The sequence below is a fragment of the Psychromonas marina genome (assembly GCF_030161115.1).
GTDB classification, from domain to species: Bacteria; Pseudomonadota; Gammaproteobacteria; order Enterobacterales; family Psychromonadaceae; genus Psychromonas; species Psychromonas marina.
The window spans coordinates 339,742-351,892 of record NZ_BSPQ01000005.1; the positions used below are offsets into that span (position 1 = coordinate 339,742).

Here is a 12,151-nt window from a genome sequence, read left to right on the forward strand (position 1 = left end):
ATCTTTGACCTGAAGACTATGCCTTCACATATTTGCTTTGTAATGCCAATAAAATCCCATCACCTTTTCTACATATTTTTGTGTTTCAGGAAAAGGAGGGATCTTCCTATTATAACGTCTAACCGTTCCTTCCCCTGCATTGTAAGCTGCTAATGCTAGTTGTTTAGTTTTGAATTCTTTAAGCAACTTATTAAGATAAAGTGCACCTGCATTGATGCTTTGTTTGGGATCAAAAGGGTCATCCACGCCAAACCGTTCTGCGGTTACTGGCATTAGTTGCATTAACCCTTGTGCACCTGCGCTGGATACTGCTTCACGTTGATAGCTAGATTCTGCAGTAATGACCGCATGTAAGAACTCAGGCTCTAATTGGTATTTTTGAGCCGCATTAACGATAAGCGGGTGATATCTATTTTGCAGCACTTTATTACGTGGGACTGCAATATTATTATAACTTTTCTCTTTCCAGTTTTTAAACGTAGCCGGTATTTTATTACTGTCGCTACGTAATAACAGGCTGTAGTCTTTATTTACCCTGCGTTCGGCAAAGTGATGATTACCATCACTATCGATATACATATAAATATCTGCCCAACCCTTGCTCACTAAGGCTAAGCTTAGTAGCAGAAAGACAATGACGATATGCGCAGATATTTGATGCATTAGTTTAATCCGATGGCTGAGCGGTGGATTGTGCTTTACTAATCGTTTGTGCCGCTTGTGATGCGGGTTGCTTATCAATATTAGCCAGTTGTTTATCTTTTGGATAGAGGTAGCGAGCATAGTCGAGTAGCTGCTGTGCTTTTTCTATTTGGTTATTGTGCTTATATGCGAGGTATAGGATCACATAAAAGAATGACTTTGGTGTTTTTTCTAGCGCTTTTTCTGTCCAATTAATAACTTCTTCAAGCTCTTGTTGATTATTGGTTTGCACTGCAATCGCTAAGCGGAAATGACTGAGATGAAAATCAAACCTATCTTGAAATACCAGAGGATTAACAATATCCATTAATAACTTAATATCAGGGTTTTTAGTGCGCTCGTAGGTCGTTATTTTAGAGATCGTATAAAGATTAGAAACCATAAAAATAGTGGTAATGAAAGGAATCAATAACGCGAATATGCGTAACGCAAAAGTGAGGCGAAATGTTTGTGCTTGTAATGGCTCCGATTCACTATTGATGTAATAAACTAGTACGATTAAGACTAACCAGTGCAGTGCGGAATGGTATAACGGGTATTCGGTTTGTATATGTAACGCAATTGGTGCGATTAATGCCAATAACGCCAATGCATGGTTTAGTTTTAAGGCTTTTAACATAGTTAAGAAGCTAATGATTAAAAAGAATATAGCGAGTAGTGGGACAATGCCGCCTTCAACTAGCCAAAAAAGCGTATCGTTATGAGGGTGGGTTAAGTACTGATTAGTGGCCGGAGACTCTTCTTTTTCAACTTTTTTTGAATAAGTAAGCAGATAATTTTTCTCAAAGCTACCGTACCCATAGCCGAGTAGTGGGTGTGATTTTATCATGCTCCATGTGTGCACAACCATTGTTACTCTGGCTATGTTGCTTTGTTCAAAGTTGTTATTTCGAGCTTCAAGTGCTCCGTCCTTTAATGAAGCAACTCCAATAGCGACTAATAGGGTTAAAATAAACACCATAAAGCGTTTTTTATTTTGTGCCCATGCCCAAGGAGTGAGTAGAACTAAAGCAATAATTAAGCCTAAATATCCCGTCCTTGATACTGTTACTGTGAGTACCCACATATTCAATAGTACTGTTAATAGCAAGAAAACTTGTGTTCTTTTACACGCTATTTTTTGTAGTAAATAGCCTGCTAAAATAAGTGTGGTTGCCATGAAAGAGGCGAGTACATTAGGTTGTTGGAATATCCCATAGGGGCGACCATAACCTACATTGTAACCAAAAATATTGTTGGCTGGTAACAGGTAGTCTTGCATCAGGCTGTAACAAGCTTGTAGGAAGCCCGCTAGCACAATCAGTAACAACAGACGCTGCACAAACGTAGCGCTAAAACGCATTTGTTGTAGGCTAACAAACAGTAAGAATCCAGCAAATAAGCCCATTAAACGGGTATAGCTTTGTTCAGCTAAAACATTGTTGGGGTAAAAAACAGGAATGAAAAATAGGATGCAAGCGATTAAAAAAACAATGGTCAATCGAGAATAGAATATTTTTTTAGCTTCAGTTATTTTCCATAAACCTAAACCGATCAAGATAGAGAAGAATATCCATACAACGTTGTTCTGCGCTAATTCTAAACCACTGCCTCCTTGGTTATGCTGAAAGTAGTGTGCCCCTAACCCCATTAAAAGTGCAAAGGTGATTAAAAAAGCGCGGTTTAGCTTTTGTTGAATATCCATTCTAATTTTTAATTCCATTTTATATCGTCAGGGAGGTATCTGCTCTCTGACGATTGTTGTTATATTTTTATTTTGCTTTCGCTAACATTGGTTTTAGGAACTGGCCCGTATAGCTGCCTTTTACTTTTACCACTTCTTCTGGTCGACCGGTTGCGATTATCTCACCACCTCCGTTGCCACCCTCTGGACCTAGGTCAACAATCCAGTCCGCGGTTTTAATCACGTCTAAATTGTGTTCAATGATAACGATAGTATTTCCGTGGTCGCGCAGAGTATGAATGACTTTAAGTAACTGAGCAATATCATGAAAGTGTAAACCTGTTGTTGGCTCATCAAGAATATACAGGGTTTTACCTGTATCACGTTTTGATAATTCTTTTGCTAGCTTAACACGTTGCGCTTCACCACCAGAAAGGGTCGTTGCAGCTTGTCCAAGACGAATATAGGAGAGTCCTACATCCATTAAGGTTTTTAACTTGCGTGCAATAGACGGTACCACTTCAAAAAACTTAAACGCATCTTCTACGGTCATATCCAATGTTTCATGGATATTTTTACCTTTGTATTTTACCGAGAGGGTCTCACGGTTATAGCGCTGCCCTTTACAGGTATCACAGGGAACATAAACGTCGGGTAGGAAGTGCATCTCCACTTTTATCACGCCATCACCCTGACAGGCTTCACAGCGTCCCCCTTTAACATTAAAACTAAATCGTCCTGGTTTATAACCGCGTGCTCGTGATTCTGGCGTTGCTGCAAACAGTTCACGGATCGGCGTGAAAATACCGGTGTAGGTCGCTGGATTAGACCTAGGTGTACGACCAATCGGGCTTTGATTGATATCAACCACTTTATCAAGATGCGATAAACCACTCATCTTTTTGTAGGGTGAAGCGGTATTGGTGGTCGCTTTATTGAGTTTCGTTTGTGCCAATGGAAATAACGTATCGTTAATCAGTGTTGATTTACCTGAACCAGACACGCCAGTAACACAGGTAAGCACGCCGATTGGTATCTCTAGGGTCACTGCTTTTAAATTGTTGCCCGTGGCTTCTTCGAGTTTCAACCATTTGTCGGTCAGTTTAGTGCGCTCAGCGGGGATTTCAATTGCTTTACGTCCACTTAAGTAATCTGCCGTCAGTGAGTTTTTGGCTTTAAGGATTTTTTTGTAGTTACCTTGAGCAATCACCTCTCCACCATGAATGCCCGCACCAGGGCCGATATCAATAATATGATCAGCTTGTCGGATCGCGTCTTCATCGTGTTCAACCACAATCACGGTATTACCTAAATCACGCAGGTGAGTTAAGGTTTTAAGTAAGCGCTCATTATCGCGCTGATGCAAACCAATTGAAGGTTCATCAAGTACATACATGACCCCCATTAACCCCGCTCCGATTTGGCTCGCTAAACGAATACGCTGTGCTTCACCGCCAGAAAGGGTTTCTGCACTGCGCTCTAAACTGAGGTAGTTAAGTCCGACATTTACTAAAAAGCTTAATCTTTCTAAGATCTCTTTTAATATTTTTTCTGCGATTTGGGCTTTTTGCCCTTCAAGTTTTATATTCTTGAAAAATGTTTCTGCTTCAGCAATTGAGAGTTGAGATATATGCGGCATGTTTACATCGTTAACAAAAACGTGACGTGACGATTGCTTCAGACGTGAACCATGGCAGCTAGTACAAGGCTGGCGGTTCATATATTTTTCAAGGTATTCGCGCATTGCGCTTGAGTCCGTCTCTTTGTAGCGACGGGCACGATTAGGAATAACCCCTTCAAAGGCATGTGAACGGGTCATGCTATCGCCGCGATCATTAAAATAGACAAAGGAGATCTTTTCGTTACCACTACCTTGAAGCACTAGTTTTTGATGCTTTTTACTGAGTTCTGAAAAAGGGGTGAAAACAGAGAAGCCATAATGGTCTGCGACTGCGCTTAATAGTTGGAAGTAATAGTTTGATTTAGCACTCCAACCTGCAATTGCACCATCGGCAAGGCAAAGTCTTTTATCTGTCACTGCAAGCTTCGGGTCAAAGTATTGTTCTATGCCTAAACCATCACAGGTTTCGCAGGCACCCGCTGGGTTATTAAACGAGAAGATACGTGGCTCTAATTCACTTATGCTGTAACCACACTGAGGGCAGGCGAAATTAGCTGAGAATTGCTGCTCTGGTTGGCTATCACCATCCATAAACGCAACAATAGCAGTGCCGTTACTTAAATTAAGCGTTGTTTCTACCGACTCGGCTAAACGCTGCTTAAGATCATCACGTACTTTAAAACGATCGACGACGACTTCAATAGTGTGTTTTTTATGTAATTCTAATGTAGGTGGATCGCTAAGATCGCAAATGTCCCCATCGATTCTAGCGCGTAAAAAACCTTGTGCGGCAAGGCTTTCAAAGGTTTTAACGTGTTCACCTTTACGCTCTTTGACAATTGGTGCTAGCAGCATCATTTTGCTGCCTTCAGGGTTTTCTAGAATCGCATCAACCATCTGGCTGACAGTTTGAGCGTTAAGAGTGATATCGTGTGTTGGACAGCGGGGATCACCAATACGTGCGAATAATAAACGCAGGTAATCGTATATTTCAGTGATCGTACCAACGGTTGAACGTGGATTATGCGATGTCGACTTTTGTTCGATTGAGATAGCGGGTGATAACCCTTCAATATGTTCTACATCGGGTTTTTCCATCAGTGATAAAAATTGACGAGCATAAGCGGAAAGTGATTCAACATAACGTCGCTGACCCTCTGCATAAAGTGTATCAAAGGCAAGTGAAGACTTACCTGAGCCAGAAAGCCCGGTGATAACGACCAACTTATCCCTTGGAATGGTTAGATCGATATTTTTCAGGTTGTGCGTTTTTGCACCACGAATTTCAATATTGTCCATTTTTATCACCTAATAACACTGTTAATTAAACCAGTATACATGAATAGAAAGGCTCTGCTCAATGTCTCTTTCTATGCAGATACGAGAGGTAAGATTTTCTTTTTAGAGCAAAATAATAGGTAACTACGAGTGAACTAACCAATTAGTGCACTATCATGGGCTATTATTTTAAAATGACTGCCTACTTATTAGAAGTCACGGATATTTTTCTGTATGAATAGTACAGGATAATTATTAATGGGAAGTTAAATTAAGGAATAAGTAATGGCAGATCCTAATACTAAAGAGATCCTGGATAATATTGATAAAGCAACGATCCTTACCTATCGCCTGGGCATGGTGATTACTGGGCTAGCACTGTTCTGCATAGCACTGCAGCAAATTTTCTATCCATTGTGGTTTAAACAAATACTAATCTTGCTGGCATTTGGTAGTTTGTTGCAGGCAAGTTCGTTACATATTTATGATAAACGGATACGTTGGTTTTTAGTTAATGCGACCTGGATTGGTTGTTGGTTAGTCGCAGTGAGTTTTGTTACAACGGGATTGTGGGTTGCCTATTTAAGCTTTGGTGCGCTGATCGTTACCCTATCAGGTCTTGCTTATAAAGAGAGCTTTTGTTTTTCTTTAACGCTGCTCAAAAGTACACCACCCTTGCTTGTTGCATCATGGCTTTTGGTTGTTTTGTCTTTTAATGATTGGGCTGCCTGCGCATTAGTGCTAGCATCATTATTATATTTATATATGGCTTGGCGAAAAATAAATATGCCACTGCATTTTGATTTAGGTGACCGCAGTAAATACCAAATTTAAGTTTATTATTGGAAGTGAATGTTTACTGTGTGAAACACGAAAGTAAACTATTTCACTTTCCAAATAATACACTAAGTCACCGCTGAGATATTTAAAATAGGGGTTAAGCTATTTTTAGTACCGCATTTTTCCCGCCATCTGTCATGCCATTATCAACATAATCATCAGCACCCATTGGCAGTAGCATCATCTGTTGCTTATCTGCATCAATGACTTGAAAGGTGTATTGAAAACTCTCAATTTTATTGGTTGGTACATTAAAGACAGTTTTAAATTTACCGCTTTTAAGCTTTGTAAACTCAATCGCTTGCCAATTATTATGCTCTGAAAGTAGCGTTATAGTGTCTGCATTTGGTGCATCTTTCTTTTCAATTTCGAAAGTAATTTTAACTTCAGGTTTAGATTTTAAGTATTGCTTTTTAATGGTCATAATTATTAACTCACAAAGTTATAAAGGGTACTTATAATTTACTGGAACTAACGGTTGATTTCTAGCCGTTTTTGATTTTTTTACATTAGATTTCAAATTGTTGGTTGATAATCGATTGCGTAAATGCTTTTTTAAGATAAAACCCACGCGGGCGTACTTTGATTATCTCGCCATCTTCGCCATAGGCTTCGGTTAATATACTGCCATTAGCAGCCTTGGGGCGGAGTTGTAATACCTCGCCATCTCGTGCGCTGATCGACTCGATCTTTCCGAGTGCTATCTTCTCCATTAACTCTTGCCAATCACTCTTTAAAAGGTGTGTTTGGTACTCTGAAGCTGACCATAAAAAGCCACTACCAACAATGCGTTCAGGCAGCGGTACGGAACGTTCACCCTGCACGGGGACCCATAATACTTGGCTCAACTTATTGCAGATATTGCTGTTTTCCCAAGTTAACCCGGTGGTATTAAAAATAGGTGTTGAACAAACAAAAGTGGTTTCTAATACTTTACCAAATTGGTCAATGGGAATTGTTTTCAGCTCAATACCGAGGTGTTTAAAGTCTTGTTCTGGCTTGCTACCTGCTGTTGCACCTAAATGCCATTCAATCAGCTGACCTACCCAACCTTTGTTAGTGCGCAGATCTTTTGCCATCTTAATGCCTGCTAAATCAGCAAGCTCTCTTAATGAGTGGCCTGCAATGTTTTCACAAAGTGTTAATAACTCTGCAGTGGATTTTGGGGGTGGAATCATTGTTTCTCTCATGTCTACAACATTACTGTTATTAAAGTGACAGTCGTTAATTAATGTTATTCATCTCTTTATCAAGGAGCTTACACAGAGTTATCCACTTTTTGTGTGGGTAACTCTTGATCATTAAGATGTTCTATTACAGTTGTGCTTTTAATTCGAATATTTTTCAAAAAAATGAGATCTTTGTCGTATTTTACAGCAAAAGTTCATATTGTGAATGGAAGTGGTTGTTTTTTGACCTTGCAAGATATTCACATTGCAATGTGAATTATTACTACTGTTTTTAAATACAGATACTTAAAATTGAAAGAATGCAATAAACAGTAACGTATTGATAAAAAAAGAATTTAAGGTAAAAAAACAAAATAAACAAAGATCTTGCATATTCATTAAAAGATCTTTCCATAGGACAGAAGATCATTATGCACAAACTTATACACAGTTTTCGTGGATATGTATCACTTTCTTGCATATCAATTTGATGGGGCAGGGTTTCTGTGAAAGAATGCCCCATTATTTTAATTTAGAACCTTACCTAATAAGAAGAACAAAAAGGTAATGGTCTAATCTTTAAAGGTGTTTTTAGTGATAGATACTGACGGCTATCGTCCCAATGTAGGTATCATCATCTGTAATAAAAATGGTCAAGTTTTATGGGCGAAACGATACGGACAGCATTCATGGCAATTTCCTCAAGGGGGAATTAAAGAGGGTGAAACGCCTGAACAGGCGATGTATCGAGAGTTATATGAAGAAGTTGGTCTGAAACCTGAAGATGTTAAGTTGTTAGCAAGTACACGTTCTTGGTTGCGTTATAAGCTACCAAAACGTTTAGTTCGCTGGGATTCTCCAGAGCCGGTGTGTATCGGTCAGAAACAACGCTGGTTTTTATTACAATTGATAAGTGATGATAAGCAAATTGAGTTTGAGGCTTGTGGTCACCCGGAATTTGATGATTGGCGCTGGGTAACTTACTGGTACCCCGTTCGTCAAGTTGTGTCATTTAAGCGTGAGGTTTACCGTAAGGCATTAAAGGAATTCTCAGCGGTTGCATTTTCATTAATGAAGAGTAATAGCGAGAAAAAAAGAGCTAAACGTCATCGTCGTCCTTATAATAAGGGCAATTAATTCAAGGGGGTTAGATGTTAAGTCAGTTACGTCATATTGTTGAACAAGTTGGCAGTGCAACCAACTTAGCCATGGCGATGGATACTTTAGTTAAGCAGACTCGATTAGTCATGGAAGTCGACTGCTGCTCAATCTATATTACTGATGAGAATGCTCAACAATTAAATTTAATGGCCAGCGAAGGCTTGTTAAGAGAAGGGGGGGAGTTACAACATCTCAAATTTGGTGAAGGTATTGTTGGTTTAATTCACCAAAAAGGCGAACCCTTTAATCTCGCTAATATCAGCGAACATCCACATTATAAATTTCTACCTGGCAGCCAAGAAGATAGTTTTAACTCTTTTTTAGGCACGCCAATTATTCACCAACGCCAGGTTTTAGGGGTGTTGGTTGCACAGCAAAAAACACCACGCCTTTTTAGTGAGCTTGAAGAATCCTTCTTATTTACGCTCGCGATGCACCTATCTAGCGTCTTGGCTAATTCCGGTTTACGTCTACAGATTGATGAGCACCAGCAACCTAGTCGTTCATTACATATTCAAGGCAGTCCCGCGAGCTCGGGTATAGCGATTGCACCTGCTCATGTTGTGCGTCCTATTCTTACCCTTGATGAAGTAAAGATAGAGAAAAGTAAATCCTCTATCAAAGAGATTTTACTGTTTGAGATGATGGTCAAAAAATGCAGTGATGAATTTTCTAACATGGCCATTACTTTAAAAGAGCAACTTTCTAAAGAAGCTTTTGCAATGTTTGATATATATTCGCATGTATTAAAAGATAACGCTTTTCTAAGCGCCATTCGCCTGCAAATTAATGAACATAAGTTAACTGCGTCAAGCGCGATCAAGGTTGTGTCGGAGTCCTATATTCGACAGTTTGAAGCGATGACAGACAGTTATTTGAAAGAGCGTGCTAGTGATATTCGCGATGTTGCACAGCGTCTTTTATACCATCTCACACAGCAGGTTGATGATAATGTTGAGCTACCGGATAAGCTGATATTGGTTGCCAATGAGGTGACCTTATCGATGCTTGCTAGTATCCCACCTAAAAACTTACAGGGTATTATCTCGGTACACGGTGGTATTAGTTCGCATGTGGCTATATTAGCTCGTGCGCTGGGTGTACCTGCCGTAATGGGGTTACCATTATCGCTCACTAAGCTCAATAATCAGCCACTGATCATCGATGGTTATGCTGGCTCAGTAGTGATGCTGCCAACCCCTGAATTATTACAACATTACCAACAACTGCTCAATGAAGAAAATGAGTTAAAAGTACTGGTTTCTTCAGGAGAGCATAAGCAAGCGATAACGCTCGATGGTGAAGAGATAGAGATACTGCTAAACACGGGTCTTAACGCTAACCAGCATGGGGCTGTTGAGGGGCATTTTAACGGTATTGGTCTATACCGTAGTGAGTTGCCTTTCATGCTCACGGATGTATTTCCTACCGAACTAGAGCAGGTCAACATTTACAAAGCGTTGTTGGAACAATATACCAACGTCTCTGTCACCATGCGTACCCTTGATATTGGCGGCGACAAGCAACTGAGTTACTTCCCCATTGTTGAAGAGAATCCATTTCTTGGATGGCGAGGGATCCGTTTAACACTGGATCACCCTGAAATATTTTTAATGCAGATTCGTGGCATGTTAAGAGCCAATCTTGAAACACAAAACCTGCGTATTTTGTTACCCATGGTAAGTGCCATCGAAGAGGTGGTTGAGGCTAAGTTACTCATTCATCAAGCATGGAACGAGATAAAATATGAGCTAGAGTTATCTGCAGATGAATTTCCATTACCCCATATTGGGGCAATGATTGAGGTGCCTGCCTCTATTTTTATTATTAGGCAGCTTGCTCAGCAACTTGATTTCCTTTCTATTGGCAGTAATGATCTTATTCAATATCTGCTTGCAGTTGATCGTAATAATAGCCGAGTTGCATCACTCTACGATAGTTATCACCCTGCAGTACTGCAGTGTTTGAAAATGATCATGGAAAATGCGCGAGCCTATGATATTGAAATTAGTATTTGTGGTGAGTTAGCGGGCGATCCGATAGGTTCAATGATTCTACTTGGATTGGGTTATAACAAACTGAGTATGAATGCTAATAATATGGGTAAAGTAAAATACTTGATAAAAAAAGTATCGAAGCATGAATTAGAAGATTGTATTGAACAAGCGTTGCAAGTGAATAGTGGTTTGGAAATACGTACTATTTTTGTTAACTTTTTAGATGAAAAAGGGCTCGGAGGGTTTATCCGAGCCGGTAAATCATAAAACAGCCATCAGTTCAAAGCTGACGGCTGAGAGCTGATAACTATTTAACTGTTTTTTAGCTCTTCTGCACGACAAGCTGCTGCTGTAAACAATACATCTGTTGAACTATTTAATGCTGTTTCTGCTGAGTCTTGAATAACGCCGATGATGAAACCAACTGCAACAACTTGCATCGCAACATCATTTGGCACGCCAAACAGGCTACAGGCAAGTGGAATAAGTAACAAAGAACCGCCGGCAACACCAGAAGCCCCACAGGCAGAAACTGCTGCTACCACACTTAAAAGAATCGCTGTTGCGATATCAAACTCAATACCTAATGTATGCACTGCTGCCAGTGTTAATACGGTAATGGTAATTGATGCGCCCGCCATGTTGATCGTTGCCCCCAGTGGAATAGAAACTGAGTAGGTATCTTCATGTAGGTCTAATTTTTTACAAAGTTCCATATTCACAGGGATATTTGCCGCAGAGCTACGGGTAAAGAATGCCGTTACGCCTGATTCACGTAGGCATTGAAATACCAATGGGTATGGATTAGTGCGTAGCTTCAGATAAACCAAAGCAGGGTTAACTACTAATGCAATTAATACCATACAGCCAATCAATACTAATAATAGGTGTGAATAACCTAACAGTGCAGAGAAGCCTGTTTCTGCAACGGTTTGTGCGACTAACCCAAAGATACCAATTGGTGCAAAGCGGATAACCATATGCACAATCTTAGTGATTGCATTAGACACATCATGTAGTGCTTTTTTGGTGCTGTTATTTGCATGTTGCAATGCAAAACCAAGACCAATACCCCACGCTAAAATACCGATAAAGTTTGCTGTTACTAATGCGTTTACTGGGTTATCAACAATTTTAAACAATAATGTATTTAATACTTCAAGGATACCTTCAGGTGGTGTCGCTTGAATATCTGTTGCCGTTAATACCAGTGTTGTTGGGAACAATACACTCACAAGTACCGCTGTTGTGGCTGCTAGCAAGGTACCGATAAGGTATAAATGGATAACGGGCTTAAGGTTGGTATGTGTGCCTTTTTGCTGATTTGCAATCGAAGACGCAACCAGTACAAAAACTAAAATAGGTGCCACTGCTTTTAATGCGCTAACAAATAAGCTACCGAAAAAAGACAATGAAAGAGCCGTTTCTGGGGCAAAAGAAGCAAGTAAAATACCTGCAAAAATACCAATAACAATTTGTAGCACTAAGCTACCGTTTAAATATCGTTGAAAAAGAGTGGGTGTGGGAGTCATATAACTTACCTGTTTAAACAAATTGATGCACAGAATATTATCGTTGCTATGAGCGGGGCTAAAATTGGTCACTGTTGAGGACTGGATATTGATTGGGGAGCTTGCCTCCTTGCAATAAAACCGTTGTCTTTGTCTGTGCGACGAATATTGCACCAAAATAGTAACGACGATCAAAATCCGTTTATGAC

At 39.9% G+C, this 12,151-nt stretch carries 9 protein-coding genes; 3 read left to right on the forward strand and 6 right to left on the reverse strand.

Going from position 1 to position 12,151, the window contains the following annotated elements; genetic code table 11:
* Nucleotides 1-24 precede the first annotated feature (24 nt).
* The 3 genes from QQK09_RS10060 to uvrA are packed head-to-tail and all read right to left on the reverse strand — an operon-like array spanning nucleotide 25 to nucleotide 5,285.
* The gene (locus QQK09_RS10060; RefSeq protein ID WP_284204003.1) at nucleotides 25-663 is read right to left on the reverse strand and encodes a lytic transglycosylase domain-containing protein; all 639 of its coding nucleotides are present in this window, start codon (nucleotides 661-663) and stop codon (nucleotides 25-27) included.
* A gap of 4 nt (nucleotides 664-667) precedes the next feature.
* Complete coding sequence (locus QQK09_RS10065) at nucleotides 668-2,404, reverse strand: PglL family O-oligosaccharyltransferase (RefSeq protein WP_284204004.1); 1,737 nt, start codon at nucleotides 2,402-2,404, stop codon at nucleotides 668-670.
* Between the two features lie 49 nt (nucleotides 2,405-2,453).
* Nucleotides 2,454-5,285: an excinuclease ABC subunit UvrA gene (uvrA, locus tag QQK09_RS10070; protein ID WP_284204005.1), complete on the reverse strand. Its 2,832-nt coding sequence runs from the start codon at nucleotides 5,283-5,285 to the stop codon at nucleotides 2,454-2,456.
* Between the two features lie 264 nt (nucleotides 5,286-5,549).
* Here uvrA and QQK09_RS10075 point away from each other — a divergent pair, with 264 nt between their 5' ends.
* Complete coding sequence (locus QQK09_RS10075) at nucleotides 5,550-6,098, forward strand: DUF2301 domain-containing membrane protein (protein ID WP_284204006.1); 549 nt, start codon at nucleotides 5,550-5,552, stop codon at nucleotides 6,096-6,098.
* A 103-nt stretch (nucleotides 6,099-6,201) separates the two neighbouring features.
* Here the strand turns inward: QQK09_RS10075 and QQK09_RS10080 are convergent, their stop codons facing one another.
* Nucleotides 6,202-6,528: an early set domain-containing protein gene (locus QQK09_RS10080; protein ID WP_284204007.1), complete on the reverse strand. Its 327-nt coding sequence runs from the start codon at nucleotides 6,526-6,528 to the stop codon at nucleotides 6,202-6,204.
* A gap of 85 nt (nucleotides 6,529-6,613) precedes the next feature.
* On the reverse strand, nucleotides 6,614-7,282 hold the full coding sequence (gene mutH / locus QQK09_RS10085) for a DNA mismatch repair endonuclease MutH (RefSeq protein ID WP_284204008.1): 669 nt from the start codon (nucleotides 7,280-7,282) through the stop codon (nucleotides 6,614-6,616).
* Between the two features lie 585 nt (nucleotides 7,283-7,867).
* On the opposite strand from mutH, the gene rppH reads away from it, so the two are divergent.
* Nucleotides 7,868-8,410: an RNA pyrophosphohydrolase gene (gene rppH / locus QQK09_RS10090; RefSeq protein WP_284204009.1), complete on the forward strand. Its 543-nt coding sequence runs from the start codon at nucleotides 7,868-7,870 to the stop codon at nucleotides 8,408-8,410.
* Nucleotides 8,411-8,424: 14 nt separating this feature from the next.
* Nucleotides 8,425-10,698 carry a phosphoenolpyruvate--protein phosphotransferase gene (gene ptsP, locus QQK09_RS10095; protein WP_284204010.1) on the forward strand — a complete coding sequence of 758 codons (2,274 nt, stop codon included), beginning with the start codon at nucleotides 8,425-8,427 and terminating at the stop codon, nucleotides 10,696-10,698.
* 44 nt (nucleotides 10,699-10,742) lie between these two features.
* Here the strand turns inward: ptsP and sstT are convergent, their stop codons facing one another.
* Nucleotides 10,743-11,963 (reverse strand): serine/threonine transporter SstT, encoded by a 1,221-nt coding sequence (sstT, locus tag QQK09_RS10100; protein ID WP_284204011.1) that lies wholly within the window; start codon nucleotides 11,961-11,963, stop codon nucleotides 10,743-10,745.
* Nucleotides 11,964-12,151: the final 188 nt, after the last annotated feature.

Coding starts and splice junctions, on each gene's coding strand:
- QQK09_RS10060 (WP_284204003.1), bottom strand. CDS start 663: ATGCATCAAATATCTGCGCATATCGTCATTGTCTTTCTGCTACTAAGC.
- QQK09_RS10065 (WP_284204004.1), bottom strand. CDS start 2,404: ATGGAATTAAAAATTAGAATGGATATTCAACAAAAGCTAAACCGCGCT.
- uvrA (WP_284204005.1), bottom strand. CDS start 5,285: ATGGACAATATTGAAATTCGTGGTGCAAAAACGCACAACCTGAAAAAT.
- QQK09_RS10075 (WP_284204006.1), top strand. CDS start 5,550: ATGGCAGATCCTAATACTAAAGAGATCCTGGATAATATTGATAAAGCA.
- QQK09_RS10080 (WP_284204007.1), bottom strand. CDS start 6,528: ATGACCATTAAAAAGCAATACTTAAAATCTAAACCTGAAGTTAAAATT.
- mutH (WP_284204008.1), bottom strand. CDS start 7,282: ATGATTCCACCCCCAAAATCCACTGCAGAGTTATTAACACTTTGTGAA.
- ptsP (WP_284204010.1), top strand. CDS start 8,425: ATGTTAAGTCAGTTACGTCATATTGTTGAACAAGTTGGCAGTGCAACC.
- sstT (WP_284204011.1), bottom strand. CDS start 11,963: ATGACTCCCACACCCACTCTTTTTCAACGATATTTAAACGGTAGCTTA.